Genomic DNA, 25,981 nt, shown 5'->3' with positions numbered 1-25,981 from the left:
CCACCAACCGGCACCGCAGAACACTCCTCCACCTCTGAGCACACCGGAGCAAACGGAGACATAACGGAGCCCAGCCACGATCAACGCCAAGGCGAAAATGCCGCCGAAGGACCACCATTCCCGCAGGTCGGCGACGATGTTGATGTTGTGGGCCGGGTCGGGCTCGAACCGACGGCCAAGGGATTATGAGTCCCCTGCTCTAACCAACTGAGCTACCGGCCCCAAGGGGTGTCCTGATACCTCTGCAAGAGTCGCCCCAGCCCGGCCAGCGGGTTTGCTAACGCACAGAAGTCCCAGTTCGCTCCAAGTTATCACAACGCTCACCTGCCACGATCGCCTAGGCCGAACAGCTGGTTTCCGTCACAGGACGGTGTCCGCTCGTCTAGGTTGCAAGGACCAACGCCGAGCGCCGTGCCGTACACCGGGCTCGTGACGCGGGACAGCTCGCCGGCGAACTTCGGGTCCGTGTCGAGCCGGACCGGTGGCTCGATGGCACTGCGCCTCGACGCGATGCCGTCGACGACCGGAGAAGAACGTCTCGTACTTTTCAGGCAGGTTCCGTTCCAGGTGACGGCCGAGGACCGCCTCGACGGTGGCGGGCCGCCCTGCCGGGCGGGCGTCCGGAGACGCGAGGAACGCCCGAAGTTTGCCGGTCTCGTGCGCGATCTCGTTGTCGAGCCGCTGGTCCAGCTGGTTGTGCAGCACGGTCCGGGTCGCCAGCAGCGGACCCGGCGAGGGCGAGCAGCACGACCAGCAGGACCCACGCGAGGATCCGGGCGCGGGCACTCATCGGCGGCGGCCCCGCTCAGTCGTCGAGGTCGAAGTCGAAGTGGTCGTCACCGTCATCAGGGTCATCATCGGGGTCGTCGTCGTGCCCGGCCAACCGGGGCGGGACGACGGCGGGCGGCGAGGCCTCGGTGGCCGCGATCACGGCGGGAGTGAGCCGCCGATGAGGACTCGATGAGAACTTTCTCATCAAGCCGGAGTCACAGACGCGCGTGCGGGTATTCCGGCGAGCGGCGCTGGAACGACAGGATGTCGGTGTTCCGGATCGTGCCCTCGCTGATCTCGACGGCGCGTTCGAACGTTTCGTCGCCTGCCCAAGCGGATCGCCCGCCGAGCATCCGCTTCAGATGCGGCAGCAGCACGCCGCTGATCTCCCAGGTGGCCGAGTCCCAGAGATAGGACGGGCTGTGGTCGACGGCGTAGTAGGTGACGCCGCCGACCTGGAAGGTCGGCTCGGTGAACGTCGTCGGCCTCGCCCAGCTGAAACCCATTGCCTCGTCACAGGAAACGTCGACGACGAGACTTCCGGGCCGGAACCCGGCGAGATCCTCCTCATCGAGGAACGTCAACGGGGCCTTGGGGTCCTGCAGCACGCAGTTGACGACGACATCGTGCCCCACGAGGAAGTCCGCCAGCGGTACGCGGCCGGTCTCGGTGATCGCGTGGCTGCGGCGGAGATCGGCCGGGCCGTTCAGATCGTGGTCGAGGTGCACGATGTTCGCGGAGTGGATCGGCGAACCGACCGCGGTGACGCCGCGATGGGTGAGCACGTGCACGTCATGGATCCCGTGGGCGTTCAGCGCCGTCACCGAACCCCGCGCGGTCGCCCCGAAGCCGATCACGACGGCGCGGAGACGACGGCCGTAGTCGCCGGTCGAGCCGATCAGCTGCAACGCGTGCAGCACCGAGCAATAGCCCGCCAGTTCGTTGTTCTTGTGAAGGACGTGCAAGCCGAACGAACCGTCGCCCCGCCAGTGGTTCATCGCTTCGAAGGCGACGAGCGTCAGCTTCCGGTCGATGGCCAGCTGGGTGAGCTTGTCGTCCTGGACGCAGTGCGGCCAGCCCCACAGGATCTGTCCCGGCCGGCGTTCGGCCAGATCGTCCGCGAGCGGTTTGGCCAGGAGGATGATGTCGCATTCCGCGATGAGCCATTCCCTCGGCCGCAGGCGGCGACGAGCAGCACCAGGTCCTCGTCCGGGATGCCGAAGCGTTCGCCGTAGCCGTGTTCGAGGTAGATGTACTTCCGGAGTTCGGGGTCGATCCGTTCGAGGTGGCGCGGATGGATCGGAAGCCGCCACTCGTTTTCTTTGCGCGAGCGGGAAACGACGCCGAGAGTGAGCTGGTCCACGTGGGCCCCTTAGCTAGACCACAGTCTAAGCACAAGACCGGGACCAGCGTAAACGCAAGGGGCGAGAGCATTTCGTCCTCGGCCCCATCCGGGCCTGTTCGGCCTGGGTCGGAGCACGGTCAGACCAGCGCGGCGAGTCCGTTGAGAACCCGGTCGCGAGGCCCGTCTCGGCGAGGATCGGCAGCAGGGTCCCGGCGACCGCGCGTGCGTTCGGCCCGTCGAGCGGGTGACCGAGCATCAGGTACACCAAGCCGGGATGGGCACGCAGTTTTGACCGCAGTTCGAGGGCGAACGCCCGGACGCGATCCCGCCACGAGAGCGACGGATCGGTGAACCGCACCGGCTCGCCCAGCGCGTCGCCGAGTGTCTCCGCCTGCCGCCCTTGCCGCCTTTGCCGCCCTTTAGGGTCAGGCTATGTCCGACACCGCCCTCGGCCCGCTGCGCGTCCTCGACTTTTCGCGGGTGCTCGCCGGCCCGTTCGCCACGATGCTCCTCGCCGATCTCGGCGCGACGGTGGTCAAGGTCGAGCGGCCGGGCACGGGCGACGACACCCGCAGCTGGGGACCGCCGTATGACGCGTCCGGCCAGGCGACGTACTTCCAGTCGGTGAACCGGAACAAGACGAGTGTGGCGCTGGACCTCGGCGATCCGGACGATCTCGCCAAGGCCCGCGCGCTCGCGCTGGAAGCCGACGTCGTGGTCGAGAACTTCCGGCCCGGCGTGATGGACCGCCTCGGCCTCGGCCCGGAGCCCCTGCGGGCGGCGAATGCCGGGCTGGTCTATTGCTCCGTCACGGGTTTCGGCTCCGGCGGGGGCGCGGCGCTGCCCGGTTACGACCTGCTCATCCAGGCCGTCGGCGGGCTGATGAGCATCACCGGCGACCCCGCCGGCGAACCGCAGAAGGTCGGCGTCGCGCTCGTCGACGTGCTGGCCGGGTTGTTCGCGAGCGTCGGGATCCTCGCCGCCCTGCGCCACCGCGACCGGACCGGCGAGGGCCAGCGTGTCGAGATCGACCTGCTGTCCAGCCTGCTCGCCGCGCTGGTCAACCAGGGCAGCGCGTACACCTCCGGCGGGGCGGTCCCGGCGCGGATGGGCAACCGGCATCCCAGCATCGCCCCCTACGAACTCGTGCCGTGCGCCGATCACGAGATCGCGCTCGCCGTCGGCAACGACCGGCAGTTCGCGGCGTTGTGCGGGGTCATCGGACTGCCGGAACTCCCGGACCAGGTCAGGTTCGCGACCAACCCGGCGCGGGTCGAGCACCGTGACGAACTGCGCGAGCTACTGGAAGAGCACCTGGGCCGACGTCCGGCCGCCGCATGGGCGGCCGAGCTGAGCGCGGCCGGAGTTCCCGCCGGCGAGGTCAACGACGTCGCGGGCGCGTTCGCCCTCGCGGACCGGCTCGGCCTGAACCCGACGGTCGATCTCCCCCGGCCCGACGGCACTTCCGTGCGGCTGACCCGCAACCCGATCGGCCTGTCGGCGACGCCGCCCCGCTACGAGACCGCACCGCCGGACGACCCTGGGCAGCTCACCCTTCCCCTGCCCCGTTGGAGCTGACAGCGACGGTCAGCGGACTGTCAGCGCTTCGTCAACGACGGCCGCGAAGCTTCCGGCCATGACGAACAGGACAGTCCTCATCTCCGGTGCCAGCATCGCCGGACCCGCGCTCGCCTTCTGGCTTTCCCGCCAGGGCTACGCGGTCACCGTGGTCGAACGGTCAGCCGGACTCCGTACCGGTGGCCAAGCGGTCGACTTCAAGGGCGCCACCCACCGCGCCGTGCTGGAGCGGATGGGCATCCTCGACGAGGTGCACCGGCGCCAGACCGGTGGACACGACCAGACCATCATCGACGCCACGGAACGCCCGCTCGCCGTGCTGCCCGGCGAGTTCACCGGCGGCGACGTCGAGATCCGGCGCGGCGACCTGTCCGCGATCCTCCACGAACAGACCGCCCAGGACTGCGAGTACGTCTTCGGCGACTCGCTCACGTCGCTCACCGAGACGGCCGACGGTGTCGACGTCACGTTCGAACGGGGCGCGCCGCGACGGTTCGACCTCGTCTTCGGCGCGGACGGCATCCACTCCACCGTGCGACGGCTGGCGTTCGGCCCGGAGGCCGACTACGTGAAGCACCTCGGCCACTACTACGCCCTGGTCGAGACCGGGGAGACCGACGACTTCCGCGGCCCCGGCGGCACCTCGATCATGTACAACGAGCCCGGCCGCCTCGCCGCCACCGGCGGCCCCAAAGCGGCCGCGTTCTTCGTGTTCGCCTCCCCCGAAATCGCCTACGACCGGTACGACGCCGAGCAGCAGAAGAAGATCCTCGCCGACGCGTTCGCCGACGGCGGCTGGCGGCTGCCCGAACTGATGGAGGCGGTGAAGCGGTCGGACGACGTCTACCTGGACTCGATCAGCCGCGTCACGATGGACGGCTACTCCACCGGTCGCGTCGCGCTCCTCGGCGATTCGGCCTACGGCAACACCTTGAGCGGCTTCGGCACCGGCCTCGCCGTCGTTGCCGCCTACGTCATCGCGGGTGAGCTCGCCGCGGCGGACGGCGACCACGAGGTGGCCTTCCGGCGGTACGAGGAGAAGTTCAGCGGCTACGCCAAGATCGCGCGCAGCGCCAACGCGGGCCCGTTCCTCGCCCCGCCGACGAAGCTGCGGATGAGCCTGCGCAACCAGATGTTCCGGCGCCCGTTCATGCTGCGCTGGCTGCTGTGGGTGACCGACAAGTTCGCCACCGACATCACCCTGGACGACTACCCCGCGCTCACCCACCGAGCGTGACCACCCGGCTTCGGCGTGCGCACGCCACCGGGCCGTGGTCGGCTGGACAGGGTTTTCCGCGTGACGTTTCCGGGGAAGACGTGTCTTACGGGAGTCACCCGACGAAGGTGGCGTGAAGGGAGCTTCGGATGGCGTCACTGCACAGGTGCGCTGGATGACGACGTCAGCGAGAGAGGACGCGCCCGCGGCCGGGGAAACGGTGCTGGACGACGCCACGCTCGTGGCGCGGGCCCGTGACGGCGAGATCCGCGCGTACGAGCAGCTCGTCCTGCGCTTCCAGGGGCCGATGTACCGGCTGGCGCTGCGGATGCTGGCGAACAAGGGCGACGCCGAGGACGTGGTCCAGGAGGTGTTCCTCACCGCCTGGCGACGGCTCGACCAGTTGCAGGAGGACGCGGCGTTCGTCGGCTGGCTCTACCGGACGACGACCAACCGGTGCCTCAACGTGATCCGCGCGAGGAAACCGGTGGCCGACGTCGAACTGGACCTGCGGGAATCCGAGGGCCCGGTCGGCCGTCCGGATCGCGCGGCCGAGACGAGCGCGCAGATGACGGCGCTGACCGCGGCTCTGGACCAGCTGACCGGCGAGCAGCGAGCCTGCTGGCTGTTGCGCGAGGTCCACGGCCGCTCCTACGAGGAGATCGCGAAGGCGATCGGGGCGACCACCACCGCGGTGCGCGGACGCATCGCACGAGCACGAGCACAGTTGGCGGAGGTGATGGCGCCATGGCGATGAATCACGCGACCCAGGACTACCTGCTGCCGTGCGGCCGTGATGTGGAACAGGTCTGGGAACGGCTCGACGAGGTCGACGCCGGCCGGGCGGACGCGCACGAACTCGGCTGCCCGCACTGCCGGGCGACCCGCGAGAGCCTCCGGGTGCTGCGCGGGCTGACCACGGAGCTGGCCGAAGACGACGCCGGGCCGTCGGCGGATCTCACGAGCCGGATCATGGCCGCGGTCCGCGCCGAGGTACGGCGCCGTGATCTGGTGCCCCTGTCCAGCCCCGAACCGGGCGAGGTCCAGGTGAGCGACCAGGCGGTCGCCGCGGTACTGCGGTTCGCCGCGGACTCCGTCGACGGCGTCCGCGCGCGGCACTGCCGGGTCCATCGATCGGTGGAAGACATCGACGCGCTGGCCGTGGATGTGGAATTGCACCTCGCGATCGCACACGATTTCGAGGGCGACTCCCTGAACGTCGTTCGGGAACGGGTCACCGCGGCCGCGGGTGCCCGCGTCGGCCTCCGGCTGGCTCGGCTGGATCTGGTGGTGGAGGACCTCTATGACGCGTGAACAGGCGCCGGCCGGGCAACTGGTCGAAACGGTGATCGCCCCGCCGGTGGTCGCGGCGGTCGCCGCGCATGCCGCGGCGAAGGTCCCCGGCGTGGTACGCCTGGAACCCGGGCTGCGCGGGCTGGCCGGTTCGCTGACCCGGATCGCGCGGCAGCGGATCAAGGGTCTCGAACCGGCGCCGACCGAAGGGGTCCGCGCGTTCGTCGAACACGATCCGCCCGACGTGCGGGTGGAGATCGATCTCTCGCTCTCCGGCCTGGACCAGGCCGCCGCGACCGCGCAGGCGGTGCAGCGTGCCGTCAGCCGGGCGGTCACCGAGGCGACCGGGCTCACGCCCTCGGCCGTCTCGGTGTCCATTTTGGACATCGAAATCCGCGGAGGGCTGTTGTGACCGCACGTTCCGAACTGACCGCGTCGCTGCTCAGCGCGCTCCGCGACATCCCGGGGCTGCGTGCGGCGACGCCGTCCACGACGGCCGCGGCCTCCGCGGTGCCGTGGGACCTCGACGTCATGGCCGTCGACATCACCGAGGACGTCGTCGAAATCCGCGTCGTCGCGCTGGAGGTCCCGATCCCGCCGCTGACGGAGACCGCCGGTGCCGTCCTGCGTGCCGTGCTGACCGGGACAGCTTGGGAGAACGCGAGTCTGCGCCTTGTCGTGACCGATGTGGACGCCGCCGCCCTCGTGCCCTGATTTCCTTGACACAACGATGATCGCGGTGACCACACCCGAGGGTGTGGTCACCGCGATCATGGCGTGGGGGCTCAGTTCTTGTTGGTGCCGGGGGTCATCACCTTGTCGATGACGAACACGGTGGCGTTCTTGGTGGGGATGTTGCCGCAGAGGATCTTGGCGCCGTTGACGGTCATGGCGTCGCCGGTGCCCTCGATCTTGAGCGGGCCGCCCGCGGTGTTCAGGCTCTCCAGCGTCTTGGCCGACTCCAGGCCCTTGGCGTCGTAGCGCTTGCCGACGACGTGGTACTGCAGGATCGGGGCCAGCTCGGCGGGCTTGCCGGCCAGCTCGTTGAACTTCGCGTCACCCAAGGCGGCGAAGGCCGGGTCCGCGGGGGCGAACACGGTGATGGCCTGCTGGCTGTTGAGGGTGTCCACCAGATTGGTGGCCTTGACCGCGGCGACCAGCTTGGTCAGCAACGGGTTGGTCGACGCGGCGCTGGCGACCGGCTGCGGGCCCATCGAGTCCAGCGAACCGGCCTCACTGCCCTGCGGCAGCTGCGAACACGCCGGACCGAACACGTCGGCGTTGGTGGTGACACCCTCGCCGGAAGCGGCGCTGGACATCGGGGCGGACATCGACGGGGACGGGGCAGGGGCGCTGCTGGAACTGCCGGACGAAGCGCTGTCACTACCACTGCAGGCGGTCAGGGCCAGCGCGGCGACCGCGGTGAAACCGATTCCTGCGACACGAAGCTTGCTCACGGAAAATCACTCCATTTGTTTTTCGGACTCTTACCGGGTATTCGGAACCGCTGCGAAGTCGGATTGCCACTCTTTCGGGTGACGCCGATCACCGTGCGGTAAAGCTGATGACGTGCCAGCCCGTCGCGCCGTCCGGAACGGTTCCGGCGCGGGCGTCGGTCTGTGTGTAGCCGGATTTGTCGACCGCCCGGACGGTGACCTGATGACTTCCCGCCGGAACGTCGAATTCGGTCCACCACATACGCCAGGTGTTGAGACCCACCTCGCGGGAAAGCGTTGCTGGCTGCCAGCTCCCGTTGGCGCCGAACCGGACTTCGACCCGCTCGATCCCGGTTCGCTGCGCCCACGCTATACCGGAAATCCGGACCTTGCCGGCGGATACCGTTTCGAACCCTTTAGGACTGTCGATCCTGGACTGCGTTTTGATCGGGGCCTGTTCGCCCCAACCACGGTCGAGCCAGTACGCGCGGCGCGCTTTCCAAGTCGTGACCTCGAGATCCTTGACCCATTTCGTCGCCGACACATATCCGTAGAGACCGGGAATGACCAGCCGGGCGGGAAAACCGTGTTCGACCGGCAACGGTTCCCCGTTCATCCCGATCGCCAGCATCGCACCCCGCTCCGGATCGAGCGCGGCAACGGCCGGGCTACCGGAGGTCCAGCCGTCGACACTGGTGGAGAAGAGCTGCTCGGCTCCGGGCAGCACCTCGGCCTCCCGCAACAGATCGCCGAGGTCCACGCCGATGAAGTTCGCCGTGGACACGTAGGTCCCGCCGACCTCGTTGGACACGCACGTCATGGTGATCGTGCGCTCGATCAGCGGCCGATCACGGATGTCGGCGTAGCTGTACCGCTTTTCGTTGCGCACCATTCCGTGCAGCCGAAGACTCCAGTCCTCGGCCCTGACCTGCGGCACCGACAACGCGGTGTCGACGCGGTAGAAGTCGCGGTTCGAGGTGAGGAATGAAGGCGTACCCAGTTTGGCGAAATCCGCGTCGGCCGGGATCGGCGGCGCCGGCTTGACCGGGACGAGCTTGCCGATGGCCGCCCGTGAAGACTCCGCGTCCCTTGTTCCGGCGAGCAGTTGCCCTCCGGCGCCCGCCGCTCCAGCGGCGACGACGGCACCCGCCCCGGCCAGCAACACCGACCGTCGCGACGGGGACGCGGCATCGCCCGCGGTCTCCACCTTGGCGTGCGCCCTGGCCGCGGCCAGGCGATGAAGCCAGAGGAAGACGCCGACACCGGCGATCAGGCTGGCCAGCGGTGCCAGCAACGCGACCAAGGTGAGGTCGGGGCGCTGCGACACGGCGAATCCACCCAGCAGGCCGAAGGCGGCGATCAGCACCACCCCCGGAATGGGTGAACGCCGCGAGGCGACCCCCGCCGCGGCGGCGGCGAGCACCATCACCACGGCCATTCCGCCGAGCAGCACGAGTTTGTCGTAGACGCCGAATGTCCGGACCGCGAAGTCCTTCAGTTCCACCGGGGTCAGGTCGATCGCCCCGTTGCCGACCGCCAGGTACGGCGAGGCGTTGGCGCCGATGAACCCGGCCACCAGGTGGCCGGCCGCCAGCGCCGCGGCGAGCGCCACGACACCGATCGCCGCCGCCCCGAACAGCGGGAGGCGGGGTTCCTGATCGGCTCGCGAAGTCTTCATGCCAGGTATTCGCAGCCGGTCGGCCCGCGGACTGGTTTTCTCTTCACAAAAAGAAGAACCTGTATGCAGCAGAGGCGGTCACCCGGTATTCGTCCGCGGACACCCCCTTCCCCACATACAGGAAGGCCCCTCTTGTGCTGGGCGCAGGGTTCCGGCGAAGTCGCAGAGCTGTTGGTCTGCGCTGCTGGTGGTAGTCCGGGCTTGATGTTTCTGGTGCCTGCAGGGGCTCGGGCGTGTGCCGGGGGGATGTCCCTGAACCTCTGTTGGTCAAGGTTCGCAACCGGTGTGATCCCGCGACGATGGAGGAATGGGGACACTCGACGTCCCAACTCCTCCATCGTCAGCCCCACACAGCGGCGAATAACCGCCTGACCCGCAAGACCTCGACTTTGCCGGGACCCTGCGCTAGGCGCAAGGAAGGGGCCCTCAGGTACTTCAGGCGACCAGGGCGCCCAGCAGACGACAGCCAAGGTGCCGTGTCGGGTGGCGAGTCCATGAAGGACTCCAGGACAGGACGCGACGTCACGGCCGCCCCAGTGTCACCAGAACCACATCGGCAGGTGGTGAAGTACTCCTTCACCACCCTCAGGGTAGGCGAGGAGGCCTTCACGGCCAGGTGAACGGCCGGCCGGCGGACCGGCCGGGGTGAGCAGGACCACCCGCCCGGGTTGCCCTGCTTACCCCGGCTTGCATGGTCATACACGACTATGCATATACTTCCATCATGTCCAAGGTACTCACCTCTCTGCCTGTCGGCGAACGCGTCGGGATCGCCTTCTCCGGCGGCCTCGACACCTCGGTAGCGGTCGCGTGGATGCGCGAAAAGGGTGCAGTGCCGTGCACCTACACCGCTGACATCGGCCAGTACGACGAACCCGACATCGCGTCGGTCCCGGGCCGGGCGAAGGCCTACGGTGCCGAGGTCGCGCGCGCCGTCGACTGCAAGGCCGCGCTGGTCGAGGAAGGACTCGCGGCGCTGGCCTGCGGCGCCTTCCACATCCGCAACGGTGGCCGCACCTACTTCAACACCACCCCGCTCGGCCGCGCGGTCACCGGCACACTGCTGGTGCGCGCGATGCTCGAGGACGACGTCCAGATCTGGGGCGACGGCTCCACCTTCAAGGGCAACGACATCGAGCGGTTCTACCGCTACGGCCTGCTCGCGAACCCGTCCCTGCGGATCTACAAGCCGTGGCTGGACGCCGCGTTCGTCAGCGAGCTCGGCGGCCGCAAGGAGATGTCCGAGTGGCTGCAGGGCCACGGCCTCCCCTACCGGGACAGCACCGAGAAGGCCTACTCCACGGACGCGAACATCTGGGGCGCGACCCACGAGGCCAAGTCGCTGGAGCACCTCGACACCGGTATCGAGATCGTCAACCCGATCATGGGCGTGCGGTTCTGGGACGCTGACGTCGAGATCGCGCCGGAGGACGTCACGATCGGCTTCGAGCAGGGCCGCCCGGTGACGATCAACGGCAAGGAGTTCGCCACCGCGGTCGACCTGGTCCTGGAGGCCAACACCATCGGCGGGCGGCACGGGCTCGGCATGTCCGACCAGATCGAGAACCGGATCATCGAGGCCAAGAGCCGCGGTATCTACGAGGCGCCGGGGATGGCGCTGCTGCACGCGGCGTACGAGCGGCTCGTCAACGCGATCCACAACGAGGACACCCTCGCCAGCTACCACAACGAGGGCCGCCGTCTCGGCAGGCTCATGTACGAGGGCCGCTGGCTGGACCCGCAGGCGATGATGCTGCGCGAATCGCTGCAGCGGTGGGTCGGCGCGGCCGTCACGGGCGAGGTCACCCTGCGGCTGCGGCGCGGCGAGGACTACTCGATCCTCGACACCACCGGCCCGTTCTTCAGCTACCACCCGGACAAGCTGTCGATGGAGCGCACCGAGGACTCGGCGTTCGGCCCGGTGGACCGGATCGGCCAGCTCACCATGCGGAACCTCGACATCGCCGACTCGCGTGCCAAACTCGAGCAGTACGCCGGGCTCGGCATGGTCGGCGGCGGGCACCCGACGCTGATCGGGGCCGCGCAAGCCGCGTCGACCGGCCTGATCGGGGCGATGGACGCGGGGGGCGCGCAGGTGATCGCCTCGCGTGGCAAGGCCTCGGGCGACGACGAACTGCTCGACCACGCCGCGATCGAATCCGGCACGGACTGAGTCAACACGGACCGACCCGAACAAGCGGGACGCGAAAGCGCCGGGCGCGCGGCATCGAAGCCGTTCGCCCGGCGCTGTTTCTTTACCCGGTCAAGGACAAGGGCCGCGACGCCGGACGCGTCCGTCGAGGCCGCCAGCACCGCGGACCCTGCCGCGGACGAGCGAGACGAGGGTCGGTGGCGAACCGGGCCGCACCCGGCAGCAGCTCGGTTGCCAGGTCCGGCAGGTCCCAGGTAGTCGGCGGGGTCGAAGCAAACCCTCCGCCTCCGGAACGATCTTGACGTACTCCATCCCGCAGTTTCCCGGATCACCCGCCGCCGAGCTTCGACCGCCGCTCCGAGAGTTCGTCGACGAGCCGGGTGATCTCGACCTGACCGATCGCTTCGGCCAGTACGGAAACCGTCGCGATGCTCTCGATCCGGTACTGGACCGGCACCCCGCCCGCGGCACGCGACTGTGCTTCGGCGTCCGCCTTCTTTTCCGCTTCGACGGACGAGAACACACCGCCTGCCCCGCCGTTGACGCAGCTGATCGAGCCCGAGCCGTTCAGCGGCAAAGTCGCCGTGTTCTGGCAGCTGCCAGCCGAACGGCCGCCGATGGTCACGTTCGCGGTCATCGTGGCGTTGACCTGGCCGGTGACCTTCCCGCCGCCGTTCGCCGACGCGGAGTTGGACACGTTCGCGGTGACCGTGCAGCCCGAGGCGCTGCACGCGACCGTGGCCGCGCCGTCCATGTCGAACCGCACGCCGGTGTCGACCGCGCCGGACAGCTTCTTGGTGTTCGACATCAGGTCTTCGTAGACGGCGTCGGTCTCCTGTGGGGACAGAGCGTCCACATCGGACTCGCCGAGACTGCCGCCGGTCGGCATCTGGGGCCGGGACTCCGGACCGGGCATCGTCGGCAGCCGCGGGACGGACGGCATCCCGCCGGGCACCTTCACGGAGTAGCGGAGGAGCCGATGAGGCGCCTCCTTCGAGACGTACAGATCACCGGCGGACGTACTGGCCTTGAGCGCCGGGACGTCCCGGACGGTCTCGTTCTGGTCGCCGGGGATCTCGTCCGCCCGCTCCAGCGCCTCGCGCAGGCGGGTGGCGAGTTTCTCCGGTGCCTCGAACTGCTGCAGGACCGGGCCGAACAACGCCTCCTCGCCGGTGATCCACCGGTCCTTGAGATCCTCGGCCGCCGACGAGTCCACTCGCGACCCCGGCAGCATGCCGTCGGGCGCCTTGAAGTAGACCTTGCCGCCGACGACGAGGATCTCGATCTTCCTGCCCTGGAAGGACATCGTGCCCGACGTCTCACCGAAGGCGGTGGTCTTGACGTCGGTCTTGATCATCCCGCCGACCGCGGAGGTGCTGTTCCGGACCGCCGGCGCCGAGGAAAGGCCTGCCAGCGCCTGCTCGAAGGGCTCACGGCCCGCTTTCGAGGGCCACAGCAGCCAGGTCGTCAGTCCGGCGAGGAGCACCAGCACCAGCCCGGCGATACCGCCGAACAGCAGCCACCGCCGGGGTTTCATGGCGGGTGGTGCCGGTACCGGTTGGGGAACCCAGCCCTGCGGCGGCGGCCACTGCGCGCCTCCGGGTGGGAATGATTGCTCCACGTCGCCTCCATCGCTGAAATCACCAGACGACGTCACGCTAGGGAGGAAGGATGAAAACTTGATGAAACGCGATCAGGTGAATCGGTAGGGCGCGGGAGCCGGTGCTCAGCGCGAATCGGACGGCCTTCGCGAACAGGTTGTTGCTGTGGGTCCTTAACCGTGGCCCGAGCCGTCGCCGTCGTCGGCGCGCGGCGAGGGTGAGCCCCCGGCCGCGCCGGGCTCAGCTGTCTCGAAGGCCCCCAATGCCACATTGGAGACGCTGAACGTCTCCAATGTGGCATTGGGGGCATCAGCCTCGCAGCGCTCGCGCTGGGCTGAGACACGTGACTCGGCACTTACGAGACCCACCTCCGGCCTCGCCCACGAACACCTTCGCCCTCCCTGACTAACGCTTGCGCTGGAACGAGATCCGGTGCAGCCCGCCGGGAGTCTCGTCGGCGAGGTACAGCTCACCGTTCTGGTCGGCGCCGAACGTGGTGGCTTCGAGCGGGAACTCCCCGATCCGGGCGCTTTCGTAGGTCCCGTCGATCTTCTTGCGGACGGCCCAGGCGGTGCCCTGGCAGAAGTCGGTGGCGAGGTAGATCCCACCGGCGAGCGAGGCGTACTTCTTGCCGCGGTAGACGTGTCCGCCGATCACCGCGCAGCCCTCCGCGCCGGAGATGTAGTGGAAGACCGGCTCGGTGTAGGTCACGCCGTCCTTGCACCGCGTCTCGTCGAACACGACCGGACCCTCCTTGCAGGACCAGCCGAAGTTCGCGCCGCCCTTGCCCTTCGCGATGTGGTCGACCTCCTCAAACCGGCCCTGGCCGACGTCGCCGATCCACAGCGAGCCGTCGGCGGGGTCGAAGGAGAACCGCCACGGGTTGCGCAGCCCGTACGACCAGATCTCCGGACGCGCGCCCGCGACACCGACGAACGGGTTGCCCGCCGGGACGCAGTACCGCAGCGGACGGCACGCACGGTTGACGTCGACGCGCAGGATCTTGCCCAGCAGCGTGTCCAGCCGCTGCCCGCTGGCCAGCGGGTCACCCCCGCCGCCACCGTCGCCGATCCCCCAATACAGGAACCCGTCCGGACCGAACGCCAGCTGGCCGCCGTTGTGGTTGGGGAACTCGGAATGCGACTGGGTCAGCAGTTCGGTGACCTCGCCGGTGTCCGGCCGGACCCGCGACAGCGTCACCGCGCTGTCGGACTTGCGGGTGTAGGCGACGTAGACGCGCCTGTCCTTCGCGATGGCCAACCCGAGCAACCCGCGCTCGACGTCCCCGCCGTTCACCTTGTCGCTGATGTCCAGGAACGGCCTGGCGGCGAGGCCGGTCCGGGGATGGTAGGCCCGGACGACCCCCCGCTTCTCCACGACGAGGATCCGGCCGCTCCCGTCGTTGAGCGCCGTGATGGCGGTCGGGTTCACCAGTCCGGAAGCGACCTGGGTCGCCGTGGCGGTCAGCTCGCCGAGCGGGACACCCCTTGCTTCCCGCGGTTCCGCGCTGCTCGCCGCCGGGAGGAGTGCTCCCGCCAAGGCGAACCCGGCCACCAGGGACAACCCCTGGCGAAGATGCCGTCGCGTCATGTGGACTCCAATCACCGTTGAATGGTCTGGTCCAATTCAACAGCGGCCGGAGCAGTGGTGGTACCTCCATCCGCGAGCTTTCGTCGGCTTCTTTCCCTCGGACCTCGTTCCCTACTCAACCGAGAACGTTCTCGCGATGTTCATCCTTCTTTCGGGGCAATTCGGACATCGGCCATACCCCGGAGTAGCCACACGTGTGACCTCTGTATGCTCCGCTCTCGCTCGATGGGAGTACTTATCCCCCATCTGGGCGAGCCGTTGCGGTCGGCGCCTGTGGTCGCACGCGGCACTGGCATTCATGGTCCGTATCGGGATAGGAGACATATGCACGGCAGGTCAGTTCTGGTTCGCGGCGGGATCGCGGTGGCTTCCGCGGCCGTCGCGTTGACGATGGCCGCTCCGGCCGCTCTCGCCGATGACGGCGCGGCGCGGGGCCGGGTCGTCGATCGCGCGGGCGACAGGGGTTACAGCGTCAACTTCGGGGACAAGAAGCACTACGTCCCGGAGTTGTTCGAGCTCAAGCTCTCCGACGGCAGCAAGCTCAGGATGTACTGCGTCCAGGTCGAGGTCGGCATGCGCACCGACCAGGACATGATCGAGCGCCCGTGGAACAAGTATCCGGACACCGCTTCGCCGTTCAACAAGAACAGCGAGAAGATCAACTGGGTGCTGCACCACGGCTACCCGGCGGCCGGCCTGAAAGCCCTCGAAGGCACCCTCGGCAAGAACGGGGCCAAGCTCAACGGCGGACTGTCCCTCGGCGAGGCCGTCACCGCGACGCAGGCCGCCGTCTGGCACTTCAGCGATGGCAAGAACTTCAACCGCGAGAAGCCGCTGATGGATGGGAATGCCGAAGCGTCCGCCGACGTGCTGGCGCTCTACGACTACCTCACCGGCAAGGACAACGCCGGCATCGGCCGCCAGCCGAAGCCGACCCTCGACATCGGCCCGGCCAAGGCCAACGGCACGCCCGGTACCCAGATCGGCCCGTTCAGCGTCGCCACCACCGGTGACATCACCGAGCTGACCAGCAAGCTGCCCGAGGGCGTCAAGGTCACCGACGCCGACGGCAAGGAGATCAAGGCCGCCGCCATCAAGGACGGCACCAAGGTCTTCATCGACGTCCCCAAAGACGCGAAGGAAGGCAACGGCTCGTTCACGCTGAAGGTCAGCGGCCACCTCGACACCGGCCGCCTGTTCGTCGGCGAGAACTACGCCAAGGTCCCCGCGCAGTCGCTGATTGTCGCGGAGTCCGAGAAGACCTCGGTCGTCGCGAACGCGACCGTGAGCTGGAAGCAGGGCGGCGTGCCCACGACCGAAGCCCCCGCCCCCTCCACGCCCGGTGGCGCCGAGTCGGGTGGCGGCGACGAGCTGGCGAACACCGGTGCTTCCGCGACCCTGCCGCTGGTCATCGGCGGCTCACTCCTCGGCGCGGGTGCGCTGATGGTGCTGCTGGTGCGTCGTCGCCGTAGCGAGGCGTAAGAAGCGAACCGAAGAACGGGGCCGGTCCACTGTGGACCGGCTCCGTTTCTTCGTTCACCGGTCGTAGTGCGCGCCCGGTGTGTGCCCGAAGGCCCGGCGGAAGACGTCGATGAACGCGCTGGTGGACGACCAGCCGCAGGCGTGCGCCACCGCGGTCACGGGGGTGTTGTCGGCCAGCAGCACCAGCGCGCGGTAGAGCCGCAGCTGGGTGCGCCATTGCGGGAACGTCATGCCCAGATCGGCTTTGCAGAGCCGCGCCAGGGTGCGATCACTCGCCCCGACCCTGGCACCGAGGGCGGCGAGCGTCCGGTTGTCGGCCGGATCGGCGCTCAAGATCTCGCACAGTTCGCGTAGCCGCGGATCCTCCGGCGTCGGCAGGTGCAGGGGCTCCTGCGGTGAGGCGCGCAGCTGATCGAGCAAGACCGCGCGCAGCCGCCGCCGTTCCGGGGTGTCCTCGCGCGGCCGGCCGGTGTAGGCGCGGATCAGCTCGCGCAAGAGCGGTCCGACGGCCAGTACGCCGGGTTCGTTCAGCCGCAACGGGTTTTCGATGGCGGGCAGGCCGACCAGATGGAGTTCGAGGTCGCCGTGCGCCTGGTGGGCGTGCGCGGTCCCGGCGGGTATCCAGACGGCCCTGGTGGCCGGAGCGACCCAGGAACCCTTGTCTGTGGTGATGGCCAGGACGCCTCGGGCGACGTACGCGACCTGGTGGTCGTCGTGGCGGTGCGCGTCGATCGCCGTGCCGGAGGCCAGGGAACGGACCTGTGTCGGCGCGGCGGGCAAGTGGCGGATTTCCGTCATTGTTTGTCATTTTATCGGAAGCGCGACACGGCGGCCCGCGCCGAACATGGCGGGGTGGGGAAAAACCGGGTGATCATTCTTCTGTCGGCCGGGCACGCCTGCGTCGACGTGTACCAAGGTTCGGTGGCCGCGCTGGTGCCGTTCTTCGCCGCCGAGCGCGCTTATGGGTACGCGGCGGTGTCGGGCATCGTTCTCGCGGCGTCACTGCTGTCGTCGGTGGCTCAGCCAGTGTTCGGCGCGCTGACCGACCGGTGGGCGATGCCTTGGCTGCTCCCGTCGAGCACGATCCTCGGCGGTCTCGGTATCGGCCTCGGCGGGCTCGTCGAGTCCTACGCGCTGACACTGGCTTTCGTCGCGGTGTCCGGAATCGGTGTCGCCGCGTACCACCCCGAAGCAGCCAGGGCCGCGAGGAGCGCGAGCGGTGGCAGCCATACGGCGATGGGCTGGTTCTCCCTCGGCGGGAACATCGGCTTCGCGGCCGCTCCCCTGCTCGTCACCGCGGTCATGGCGATCGGCGGCCTGACGGCGTCCCCGCTGCTCGTCGTCCCGGCCATGGCCGGTGCCGTGCTCTGCCTGCCCGTACTGCGTGCGCTAACCCGGCCCGGCCCGGCAGGCGGTCACGGTGCCGTCATCGTGAGGACCGACGACTGGCGATCGTTCGGGAAGTTGTCGCTGGCCGTCGTCTTCCGGTCGATCGTCTTCGTCGGGCTGAGCACTTTCGTCTCGCTCTACGCGCAGCAACGGGTCGGCGGTGGCACGACGACGGGCAGTGCCGCGCTGTTCCTGCTCTACCTCGGTGGGGCCGGGGGCACGCTGCTGGGCAGCAGGCTGGCTGAGCGCTGCGGCCGGATCGCCCTGGTTCGCTGGTCGTACTTGGGCACCGTCTTCGCCGTCGGCGGCGTCGTGTTCATCACCGGCCCTGGCTTCTTCGCCTTCGTCCTCCTGGCCGCCGTCGGCCTCTACGTCCCGTTCTCCCTGCAGATCACGCTGTCGCAGGACTACCTCCCCAACCGGGTCGGCACCGCCAGTGGCGTCACCCTCGGTCTGACCGTCAGCATCGGCGGCCTCGCGAGCCCCCTCCTCGGCACCATCGCCGACCACACGTCCCTTCGAACGGCGTTGCTGCCACTGATCGCACTGCCCGCTTTGTGCTGGCTCGTGACCCGTTCATTGTCGGAACCCCTCGAAGGCGTGAAAGCATATCGACAGGAGAACCTGACACGATGACAACGAATTCGTTGGTCCACTATGGACAGGCTACGGTTTTCGAAGCGATCGGCCGGAAACGCCTGTGCTGACGCACGTGCATCACCCCTTGAGTTAAGATGGCGCGTCCCACACTTTCTCGCCTGCAACCGCACCATTGGAGAGACTGGCCTACTGATACCAAACGGGGGGACACCGCATGAACAACCCAGGACGGCGCCTGCATCAGCTGGAAGCAGCCTGGAAAAGCGGTGGGGTCAGAATATGACCGCCCCGGCCGGCCCCGGATTTCCCGCGGAGCGGCCATGGCAGGTTCCCGCTCCTCCAGTGGTGTTCGAAGCGCGTGAGCGGTTCACCGCCGAACTGGACCGGCTCTGGAGCGAAGGCACTGGACGGCATCTGGTGGTGGTGAGCGGAGTGGGTGGTGTCGGCAAAACCTCGCTTGCCTTGGATTGGCTCTACAGCAAGGCTGACGAGTTCCCACAGGGCATCCTGTACAGCGACCTCGGCGGCGCGCGCGAGCAGCCACCGGAAGACCCCAGCGAAGTCCTGTACGGCTTCCTGACGGCGTTGGGGACTTCGCCCGCGGAGATCCCCATGAGCCTGGATCAGCGAGCCGCCGCGTTCCGCACCGCCACCGCGTCGCGGCGGATCGCAGTCCTGCTCGACGACGCCGCGTCCGTCGCCCAGGTCCGCCCGCTCCTCCCCGCCGGCCAGGCGGCGGTCGTCGTCGTCACCAGCCGATGGCGGCTCACCGATCTCGGCATCGACGGGGCACAGTTCGTCGATCTCCCGCCCCTCACCGAGCCTCAGGCCCGGGAGTTGTTCGAGCGGTACGCCGGAACCGAACGCGTCCGATCCGATCCGCCCGCCGCACGCGAGATCGCGGCCTCTTGCGGCGGTCTCCCGCTGGCGCTGACGCTGGTCGCGGCGAGGCTGAGGACCCGGCCCCGGCGCAGCCTTGCCCGTGAAGCCGCCGCCTACGGACGCTGGACGTCGTCGGAACGGGCGGCGGACAAGGCACTTTCGCTGAACGCGATCTTCGAGGTCGTCTACGAAGGGCTCCCTCAGAGCGCGGCGCGCGTGTACCTCGCCTGTGGTGTGCACCCAGGTCCGTACTTCTCCACCGAAGCCTTGGCCGCGGCACTCAGCCGTCCGGCCGGCGCGGTCGAGGATGACATCGACGAACTGATCGAGGCGAACCTCCTTTCCGAAACCGGCGAAGACCGGCTGATCCAGCACATGGTGTTGCGCAGTGACGCGCGCACGCGCGCCGCCGTCTCGTTGTCGGCCGACGAGCGGGATCGGCTGGCCCACTCGTTCGCCCGCTGGTATCTCGACCGGGTGCTGGCGGCCGACGAGGTCATCCATCCCCACCGTGCGAGATTCGCCTCACGTAAAGCACGATCGAAAGATTTCGCCGGGCGCGCCGAAGGACTCGCCTGGTGGCGGGACCAGCTGCCCGTGATCCGCTCGGTGTTCACTCTGGCGGTGGAGCAGGAGTGGGATGACATCGTCTGGCAACTCTGCGAAGCGTCGTGGGGTTTCTTCCTGCACCACAGGGACTATTTGTCGTGGATCGCGACCTTCGAACGCGGCATCCTGGCCGCGACCCGGGTGAATCTGCCACTGGTGCAAGCACGGCTCAGGTGCCAGCTCGCGTTCGCCTACGCCGGACTCGGGTGGTACGACAAGGCTGCCGAGGAGAACGTTGTCGCGCTTCGCCTGGGACAGCGTGAGGACGACGGCCCGACCCAGGCGACCGCGCTCTCACAGCTCGGCAGAGCCGCACGAGGGCAGGGGGATCTCGACGGCGCGCTCGACTTCTACCGCCAGGCCGCCGACCTGCAGGAGCGACTGGGCATCCCCCGAGGCGTCGCGTTGTGCCGACGCCGCCAGGGTGAGGTACTGGCGAAGCTCGGCAGGCACAGCGAAGCCATGATCGAACTGACCGCGGCGGCGACCATGATGGCCGAACTCGGTGATGCCGCCCAGCACGCCCGATCCGTCATGGCGCTCGCCAAGATCCATGCCACGGAAGGGAACGCCGATGACGCGATCGCCCGGCTGGCCGACTCGCTACGGACGGTACGCGCACTCGATTCCCCTTACTACACAGCTGAAATCCTCGCCACCCTCGGAGAGATCGAGCTGCAGAACGGCCGCGAGAAGGAGGGCGCCGGCCATCTCGCCGAAGCTCGAACCCTCTACGCCGAACTGGGTGATCCCCGAACCGTCGAACTCGGCGACTGAGCTCAACCGGGTGCTCCAGCGCTCCGGCGACCGCCGTGGTTCCGTTGCCACCGCGGTGATTCCCGTCGTGCGGGTGGCGATGACGTAACCGCCGGGATGAGCGGCGACCGCGGAACTCGCACCGGGCCAGCGGCGCAGAGCGCCGCTGGCGACACACTGCGCCTCGTCGGCTGTCTCGCAGTCTTCTCGAAGAAGAACGTCTCCGACGGCAGCCCACCCCTCTGGTACGGCGTCGACCGCGACAATGAGGGCATCGCCAGCAAAATCGTCGATATACAAGCGAATCCTGGCCACGCCGAAGACCAGGCGGTGAACGGAACCCAAGATGGTCATGGCTTCACATCTCGATCGGACGAGGCGCGGGCAGCATCGGGACGACCGGCGGAGCGTCCGGTTCCGGAATTCCCAAAAGCCGATACATCGCCGACCGCAGGATCGCGGCCGCTTCACCCGGTCTGGAACTGATCGCCCGCGCCACGACCGAAGACAGTCGATCCCGGCGGCGAACCGCCTCGGCTTCCTGCTCCGGCAACGACCCCCCGTCCAGAGGCGGAGCGTGCTCCCGGACGAGATCGGCGATACTGCCCTCGCGGAGCCCGCCCCCCGGCTCGGTGGCCAGGGTGACCGGGCGGCCGATCGCGGCGGCGTACGCGGTGGTCGATCCGTGATCACCGATCACCCAGTCCGAAGCGATCATGGTCGCCTGCCAGCCGCGATCCGGCGGGATGAGCAGCAGCCCCGCCTCGACGCAGTCGGACAGCCAGGCCGTCACCTGCCTGCGCCCGTGGACGGTCCACACGTTCGGGTGCAATACCACCGACACCGCGTACCGGGCAGGAGGGAGGGCGTCCAGAACCGCCCGGCACAGACTCGGCACCCGGCCGAAGATCGAGTCGGACGACCAGGTCGAACTGATCGTGACCAGCCGTCGCCGCGGACTCAGCCCCAGTTCCCGCCGGTAATGCTCACGGAACTCCGTCCCCGAGGCCATCCGGTCGAGGCAGATGTCACCGGCGACGACGGCGGCGGGTAATGCTTCCGCGCAGAGGGAACCGAGTGCCGCCCTCTCGTCCTCCGTGGCCAGCGCGAGGACGGCAGGCAGGATCCGGCCCCGATAGGTCAGGAGTTCGCGGTCCAGGCCAGTGGCGGGCAACGACGGCCTTTCGGCCTTTCGGCTGTAGCGATGCGACTTCATCGTCCCCGCGCCGTGCCCGATCAGCAGGATCGGCCCCCGGAGTTGCGCGAGATGGCGATGGCTCGCCGCGAGGACGAGGTCGAACGTGTGCTGGACCGCCTGCTCCCACGGCAGGAGAAGGCCGTGCTGCTCGCGAACGAACTCCTCGACCCCCGGCCAGTGATCGGTCGTGTGCGGAACGGTGAACACCACCTGCACCCGATGGTCCGATTCGAGCAACGGCACGATGTCCAGCAGCCGGGTACCCGCGGTCATCGTCGGGACGACGACGAGCGCCGTCCGGCACCCGGCTCGCGTCACCCGTGCCTCCGCACCCGCCCCGACCGGCCCCCGAATCCACATTTCCCTGCTCACGAACTTCCCCTTTCGTCGGTGAACGTGGGAAGGAGAGTGGCCCCGTCCCCTGACACCGACCTTTCGCCCGGCGGTTGAAACTCCTGACAAACGATCACCGATCGTCCGGTCCACACAGGTCACCCTGGTTCGAAACGGAAAAGAATGTGAAACTGGAGAGCGAGGCGAGGGGCGGCAGCACGCACTGCCGATGGGAAGGGGGCCTCCATGGAAGTTGCCTTCGGAGTTCTCGGGCAGACTACGGTGCGAATGCACGGGAATATGGCCGCGAATTGGGGACGGCCGCGCGAACAGGGGATACTCGCGGCACTCCTCACCCGACCAGGCCGTCGCCTTTCGATAGAAAACGTAGTCGAATGGGTTTGGGACGAACAAGAACAACGTCCACGCGACCCTCGATCTACGATGTACCAATACGTGACACGCCTTCGTCACCTTTTCCGGGAAGTGCGCGCACCGGCGGCACTGGTCACCGCGAACGGCAGGTACACCCTCGACGTCGATCCCTCACTGATCGACTACGTGGCCTTCCGTACGACGATGGCGAACGCCAGAGCGCTCGGCGACAGCGGGGAACTTCGACGTGCGTGCGAAACCGCGGCCGCGGCGGTGGCACTGTGGCGAGAGCATCCGCTGGCCGATCTCACGACGCGCCCTGCCGAGGACTGGCGTACGTCGTTCATCCAGACGGACTGGATTCCCGCGAACGCCTTCCTGCTCGACAAACTGATCGCCACCGAACAATCGATCGCCGCCCTGCACCGTCTCGAGGACCTCGATCACGACCATCCGGAAGAACTCGGCTTCGCCAAACTTCGAATCAAGGCACTGAACTCGACTGGCCGTCGCGGGGAAATCCCGGCGTTCTACTTGAGGAAGTATCGAGCGTTCCGCGCCGAGGGCGACGAACAGGCCGCGGATGAACTCCGTGATTTCCACGAAGCGCTCAGGCCCCCGATTCCAAAATCCATTCATATCAACGCCGGAAACGCTGACAGAAAACCGGAGCAAGTCGAGGAAAGCGTCGTCCCACTACGGCGACTGCCGCGTGATATCGACCGCTTCGTGGGCCGCGAGGACATCCTGTCGAATCTCGACTCCTTGGCCATCGGCGCGACGGGCGAACCACTGGCGACGATCGTCTGCGTGACCGGCCCGCCCGGGGTCGGCAAGACGACGACCATCGGGCACTGGGCCCACCGCGCCGCCGACCGTTTCGCCAACGGCGCGATCATGATCGACCTGCACGGGTTCAGCCGGACTCCGCGCCTGGAAGCCACCGACGTCGTGGATATCCTGCTTTCGGCGGTGTTCGACTTCGCCGTCGACCGAATCGTCAGCCCGGCAGGGCGAATGGCGAAGCTCACCACACTCCTTTCCCTGCGACCCGCACTCGTCGTACTGGACAATGTGGAGAACTTCGGCCACGTCCAACCGCTGCTGGACACGCTGACCTCGTGCACGGTGATCCTTACCTCCCGACGGCGTCTGACCCCACTGACGGCCCTGCACAACGTCCCGTCGATCTCACTCGAACCGTTGTCGCCTGCCGAGTCGTGCGAACTGCTGTCGCACCGCATGCGAGAACGCGGGCAGCACGAACCCGAAGTCCTCGAGGCGCTCGCGCGGTTGTGCGACGGCATCCCGCTCGCCTTGAGCATCGTGGCCGACCGTGCGGCGACCCGCGGCGGACTGCGCCTGCACACACTGGCTGATCAACTGAAGGACGCGGAGACCCTCCTGACGATCGGCGACGACGGGGACGGTGCCGGAATCCACCTGCAGTCCGCGTACTCGTGGTCCTACAACGCGCTCGAGGAGGCCGAGCAGCGCATGTTCCGCCTTCTCGGCCTGCACCCCGGCACGGAGATGAGTCCGGCGGCGCTCGCCTCGGCGGGAGCGATCAGCGTCGCCGCCGCGCGAAGGTCACTCGACGCGCTTTTCTCCGCGCACCTGATCCAGCATCCCGGCGATCTCGACCGCTATCGCATGCACGACATCCTCCACCGGTACGCGGCGACCCTCGCCGACCGCGAAAGTGACGGGGACGGCCCTCGGCGGCGATTGCTGTCGTTCTACCTGCACACTGCCTTCAACGCCCATATGACAGTCTATCCCCATAAACCTCGTCCACCGATGCCTCCTGTCGAGCCCGGCGCGATGCCGTTGGACTTCGAATCACCGGCCGCCGCCCGCCAGTGGTGCTTGAACGCGAGGACCAACCTCAACGCGCTGGTGGAGGACTCTCACGTCCATGGACTCCACGAGTACGCCTGGCGGATCCCCCATGTCACCAGCGATATCTACGACAGGTACGGATTCTACGACGACATCGTGAACGGGCTGACGATCGCCGCCCGGTCGGCTTCGGCCACCGGGGATCCGGTCGCCGAAGCGAGCACGCTCAACGACCTCGGTCAGGTCCACATGCTCCTCGGGAATGACCGGACGGCGGATCGCTATCTCAAGATGGCGTATGACCTCGTACTCCAACAGGGCGACGATTTCGGCAGGCTCACCGTCCTCCTCAACATGGCCAGGCGCCACCACCACGCCGGCCGCAAGGACGAGGCGATCACCCGATATCGCGATTGCCTCAAACTGGCACACGTCGTACGTGATTCGGGCCACCTCGGTACCGCGGAACATCGACTGGGAAACGCCCTCGAAGTCGCGGGAGAGCACAATACCGCCGTCGAACACTATCGACGTGCGCTGGGACATCGCCGGGAAACCGGCGACACTTCCGGGCAGATGGCCGTCCACACGGCTTTGGCGGGCGTGCTGACCCACCTGAACCGGTACGACGAGGCCACGCTGCACGGCAACAAGGCCTTGCTGCTGGCCGACGAGATCCACCATCTACCGGCGACCATGAAGCTGTACACGGTGCTCGCCTCTCTCGCGCACGCGCAACTCAAGGACCGCGAGGCACTCCAGTACGCGGATCACGCCGTCGATCTCGCCGAACGCACCCACCACGCGACGGGTCAGGCTCGGGCGCTCGCCACCCTGGGACGCATCCTCGCCGAGCGAGGGAACTCTCCGGATGCACGGGAGGTTCTCGACCGCGCGGCAGGTCTCTACCGCGATCGGGGGCGGCATGTGAAGGCGGCCGAACTGGAGCAGCGGATCGCCGAACTAGGCAAGAAAGTGGCTGGGCTCCCTGGCACGATTCCAGCGACACGGAAAGGCGACGAGGACACGGTCGCGATGCTGCCGCCGGCCCGCCGGGCAGGCAAGAAGTACACAGATCGGTGAATTCGCCCGTTCGCGGTGAGGTAGCGAGCGCCCGTCTTTCGGTTGATAGCCGCAGCTAGCGCGTGCGATGACGCAACTTTCAGTAGAGCGCCTCCTGTCAAGACTCCACAGTTGATGCTTGCGTAAGACAACTCGGCGGCCCTACGCTGCTCAGGCATATCCGAGTTGATCGACTCGGATGGCGTGCCTCCCGAACCCCCGAAAAGGATTGCACTTGAACAAGTTCCTGCGTTCCATGCCTGCGATGACCATGTTGCTCGCGACCGCCTCCGTGCTGGTGTTCAACGACTGGTGGCGCACATATTGAGGCGACACAGGCCGGTGGTGAACACGGATAGTGACACTAGGGGCGACCGCTACCTTTCGAGCCACCTCCCTTGGGTCTGAGCCGCACCCCGTTCTGCAGCAGCATCCGCCGGGCGACCCCGAAGCTCAGCCCGAATCTCTTCGCCACATCGTGAATGTTCGCTCCGCCGAGGTATGCCTCGACGAGGCCCGGTGGGGCCGGCGGCGTCGTCGGCCCCACTTGTCGCAGCTCTACTCCAGCCGTTATGAGTAAGGCGCGCACCTTGTAGTAGGTCATCCCGAAGCGGGCGGCGAGTTCCGTGATCGTGGCGCCGCCTTCGTACGCTCGCACCAACTCGGCGTCGACCTCAAGTTCACGACCCTCTCCACGGGCGTCGGAATCGCCCGGGTCCGTCATCTCAAGGCCACCACCCCGCTCTTGGTACGACCCGTCCCCCACCACAGTCGCGCGCCTACCCTCGCAAAT

22 protein-coding genes and 1 tRNA gene are annotated in these 25,981 nt (G+C 67.9%); 11 read left to right on the top strand and 12 right to left on the bottom strand.

The genetic code is table 11. The features are described from left to right. Positions 1 to 148: 148 nt before the first annotated feature. The 5 genes from ACM6LU_RS33800 to ACM6LU_RS33780 all read right to left on the bottom strand — a co-directional run bounded on the left by ACM6LU_RS33800 (position 149) and on the right by ACM6LU_RS33780 (position 2,474). Positions 149 to 222: transfer RNA gene (locus tag ACM6LU_RS33800), tRNA-Ile, on the bottom strand. Between the two features lie 138 nt (positions 223 to 360). Beyond that, a complete protein-coding gene (locus ACM6LU_RS33795) occupies positions 361 to 786 on the bottom strand; it encodes a hypothetical protein (protein WP_414941895.1) in 426 nt (141 codons plus the stop codon). A gap of 19 nt (positions 787 to 805) precedes the next feature. After that, positions 806 to 931, bottom strand: a complete 126-nt coding sequence (locus tag ACM6LU_RS33790; protein WP_414941893.1) for a hypothetical protein — start codon at positions 929 to 931, stop codon at positions 806 to 808. A 55-nt stretch (positions 932 to 986) separates the two neighbouring features. Next, positions 987 to 2,084: an alanine dehydrogenase gene (locus tag ACM6LU_RS33785; protein ID WP_414941892.1), complete on the bottom strand. Its 1,098-nt coding sequence runs from the start codon at positions 2,082 to 2,084 to the stop codon at positions 987 to 989. Between the two features lie 75 nt (positions 2,085 to 2,159). Then, positions 2,160 to 2,474: a TetR/AcrR family transcriptional regulator C-terminal domain-containing protein gene (locus ACM6LU_RS33780; RefSeq protein WP_414941891.1), complete on the bottom strand. Its 315-nt coding sequence runs from the start codon at positions 2,472 to 2,474 to the stop codon at positions 2,160 to 2,162. A gap of 74 nt (positions 2,475 to 2,548) precedes the next feature. Between ACM6LU_RS33780 and ACM6LU_RS33775 the strand changes: the two genes are divergently transcribed. From ACM6LU_RS33775 to ACM6LU_RS33750, 6 genes are all read left to right on the top strand, one after another. Then, on the top strand, positions 2,549 to 3,694 hold the full coding sequence (locus tag ACM6LU_RS33775) for a CaiB/BaiF CoA transferase family protein (protein ID WP_414941890.1): 1,146 nt from the start codon (positions 2,549 to 2,551) through the stop codon (positions 3,692 to 3,694). 58 nt (positions 3,695 to 3,752) lie between these two features. Further along, entirely contained in the window at positions 3,753 to 4,931 is a 1,179-nt protein-coding gene (locus tag ACM6LU_RS33770; protein ID WP_414941889.1) for an FAD-dependent monooxygenase, read from the top strand. Positions 4,932 to 5,085: 154 nt separating this feature from the next. After that, a complete protein-coding gene (locus tag ACM6LU_RS33765; protein ID WP_414941888.1) occupies positions 5,086 to 5,667 on the top strand; it encodes an RNA polymerase sigma factor in 582 nt (193 codons plus the stop codon). Beyond that, complete coding sequence (locus ACM6LU_RS33760; RefSeq protein ID WP_414941887.1) at positions 5,658 to 6,224, top strand: Asp23/Gls24 family envelope stress response protein; 567 nt, start codon at positions 5,658 to 5,660, stop codon at positions 6,222 to 6,224. Before ACM6LU_RS33765 ends, ACM6LU_RS33760 begins: the two co-directional genes overlap by 10 nt. Next, the gene (locus ACM6LU_RS33755; protein WP_414941886.1) at positions 6,214 to 6,615 is read left to right on the top strand and encodes an Asp23/Gls24 family envelope stress response protein; all 402 of its coding nucleotides are present in this window, start codon (positions 6,214 to 6,216) and stop codon (positions 6,613 to 6,615) included. Before ACM6LU_RS33760 ends, ACM6LU_RS33755 begins: the two co-directional genes overlap by 11 nt. Continuing rightward, complete coding sequence (locus tag ACM6LU_RS33750) at positions 6,612 to 6,917, top strand: hypothetical protein (RefSeq protein WP_414941885.1); 306 nt, start codon at positions 6,612 to 6,614, stop codon at positions 6,915 to 6,917. The genes ACM6LU_RS33755 and ACM6LU_RS33750 overlap by 4 nt, the downstream gene beginning before the upstream one ends. A gap of 71 nt (positions 6,918 to 6,988) precedes the next feature. Here ACM6LU_RS33750 and ACM6LU_RS33745 read toward each other — a convergent pair whose 3' ends face one another. Both ACM6LU_RS33745 and ACM6LU_RS33740 read right to left on the bottom strand, forming a co-directional pair. Next, positions 6,989 to 7,660 carry a fasciclin domain-containing protein gene (locus tag ACM6LU_RS33745; protein WP_414941884.1) on the bottom strand — a complete coding sequence of 224 codons (672 nt, stop codon included), beginning with the start codon at positions 7,658 to 7,660 and terminating at the stop codon, positions 6,989 to 6,991. Between the two features lie 88 nt (positions 7,661 to 7,748). Then, positions 7,749 to 9,317, bottom strand: a complete 1,569-nt coding sequence (locus tag ACM6LU_RS33740; RefSeq protein ID WP_414941883.1) for a molybdopterin-dependent oxidoreductase — start codon at positions 9,315 to 9,317, stop codon at positions 7,749 to 7,751. Between the two features lie 724 nt (positions 9,318 to 10,041). Here ACM6LU_RS33740 and argG point away from each other — a divergent pair. Continuing rightward, the gene (argG, locus tag ACM6LU_RS33735; protein WP_414941881.1) at positions 10,042 to 11,490 is read left to right on the top strand and encodes an argininosuccinate synthase; all 1,449 of its coding nucleotides are present in this window, start codon (positions 10,042 to 10,044) and stop codon (positions 11,488 to 11,490) included. A 307-nt stretch (positions 11,491 to 11,797) separates the two neighbouring features. On the opposite strand, the gene ACM6LU_RS33730 is transcribed toward argG, so the two are convergent. Further along, entirely contained in the window at positions 11,798 to 13,090 is a 1,293-nt protein-coding gene (locus tag ACM6LU_RS33730) for an SON protein (RefSeq protein ID WP_414941880.1), read from the bottom strand. Between the two features lie 385 nt (positions 13,091 to 13,475). Then, the gene (locus tag ACM6LU_RS33725) at positions 13,476 to 14,660 is read right to left on the bottom strand and encodes a PQQ-dependent sugar dehydrogenase (RefSeq protein ID WP_414941879.1); all 1,185 of its coding nucleotides are present in this window, start codon (positions 14,658 to 14,660) and stop codon (positions 13,476 to 13,478) included. 324 nt (positions 14,661 to 14,984) lie between these two features. On the opposite strand from ACM6LU_RS33725, the gene ACM6LU_RS33720 reads away from it, so the two are divergent. Then, complete coding sequence (locus ACM6LU_RS33720; protein ID WP_414941878.1) at positions 14,985 to 16,142, top strand: Cys-Gln thioester bond-forming surface protein; 1,158 nt, start codon at positions 14,985 to 14,987, stop codon at positions 16,140 to 16,142. 54 nt (positions 16,143 to 16,196) lie between these two features. Here ACM6LU_RS33720 and ACM6LU_RS33715 read toward each other — a convergent pair whose 3' ends face one another. Beyond that, on the bottom strand, positions 16,197 to 16,940 hold the full coding sequence (locus tag ACM6LU_RS33715) for a helix-turn-helix domain-containing protein (protein WP_414941877.1): 744 nt from the start codon (positions 16,938 to 16,940) through the stop codon (positions 16,197 to 16,199). 69 nt (positions 16,941 to 17,009) lie between these two features. On the opposite strand from ACM6LU_RS33715, the gene ACM6LU_RS33710 reads away from it, so the two are divergent. Further along, positions 17,010 to 18,167 carry an MFS transporter gene (locus tag ACM6LU_RS33710; protein ID WP_414941876.1) on the top strand — a complete coding sequence of 386 codons (1,158 nt, stop codon included), beginning with the start codon at positions 17,010 to 17,012 and terminating at the stop codon, positions 18,165 to 18,167. A gap of 243 nt (positions 18,168 to 18,410) precedes the next feature. Further along, positions 18,411 to 20,399, top strand: coding sequence for a tetratricopeptide repeat protein (locus ACM6LU_RS33705; protein ID WP_414941875.1), 1,989 nt, complete (start codon positions 18,411 to 18,413; stop codon positions 20,397 to 20,399). A gap of 337 nt (positions 20,400 to 20,736) precedes the next feature. Here ACM6LU_RS33705 and ACM6LU_RS33700 read toward each other — a convergent pair whose 3' ends face one another. After that, positions 20,737 to 21,948, bottom strand: a complete 1,212-nt coding sequence (locus ACM6LU_RS33700; protein WP_414941874.1) for a hypothetical protein — start codon at positions 21,946 to 21,948, stop codon at positions 20,737 to 20,739. Positions 21,949 to 22,395: 447 nt separating this feature from the next. Here ACM6LU_RS33700 and ACM6LU_RS33695 point away from each other — a divergent pair, with 447 nt between their 5' ends. Continuing rightward, positions 22,396 to 25,209 (top strand): ATP-binding protein, encoded by a 2,814-nt coding sequence (locus ACM6LU_RS33695; protein WP_414941873.1) that lies wholly within the window; start codon positions 22,396 to 22,398, stop codon positions 25,207 to 25,209. Positions 25,210 to 25,552: 343 nt separating this feature from the next. Here the strand turns inward: ACM6LU_RS33695 and ACM6LU_RS33690 are convergent, their stop codons facing one another. Further along, positions 25,553 to 25,912 (bottom strand): helix-turn-helix domain-containing protein, encoded by a 360-nt coding sequence (locus tag ACM6LU_RS33690; protein ID WP_414941872.1) that lies wholly within the window; start codon positions 25,910 to 25,912, stop codon positions 25,553 to 25,555. Positions 25,913 to 25,981 lie beyond the last annotated feature (69 nt).

The organism is Amycolatopsis sp. cmx-11-51 (assembly GCF_047608665.1).
Classification (GTDB): Bacteria; Actinomycetota; Actinomycetes; order Mycobacteriales; family Pseudonocardiaceae; genus Amycolatopsis.
The sequence above is the reverse complement of the archived record's forward strand: the minus strand, read 5'-3'. Positions and strand labels throughout refer to the sequence as shown.